A 299-nucleotide genomic window follows, 5' to 3' on the forward strand; every position below is an offset into this window, starting at 1 on the left:
GATGCGTTTGAATCTACGATTTATCAAGGAGCATTAAATGGTTTAGCGTACTTACAAAAGTCGAAAGGAATCGGTTTAATTATAGGTGATCCTGGGGCTGGAAAAACATTTACATTACGAAGTTTTAAGGAGTCACTCAATCCATCTTTGTATCATGTCGTCTATTTTCCATTGTCTACTGGAGGAGTGATGGATTTTTACCGAGGGTTGGCTTATGGTTTAGGTGAAGAACCCAAATTCCGCAAAGTAGATCTATTTCGCCAGATTCAATCAGGCATTGAACAAATGGTGGAGGAACG

Annotated in this window: 1 protein-coding gene; it reads left to right on the top strand. The window is 39.5% G+C overall.

All coding sequences use genetic code 11. From position 1 onward, the window contains the following. Positions 1–299 (top strand): ATP-binding protein (locus tag IEX97_RS12960; protein WP_188883518.1); only part of this gene is annotated, 299 nt, incomplete at both ends.

Source organism: Paenalicyclobacillus cellulosilyticus (genome assembly GCF_014647315.1).
Lineage (GTDB): Bacteria > Bacillota > Bacilli > Alicyclobacillales > Alicyclobacillaceae > Alicyclobacillus_J > Alicyclobacillus_J cellulosilyticus.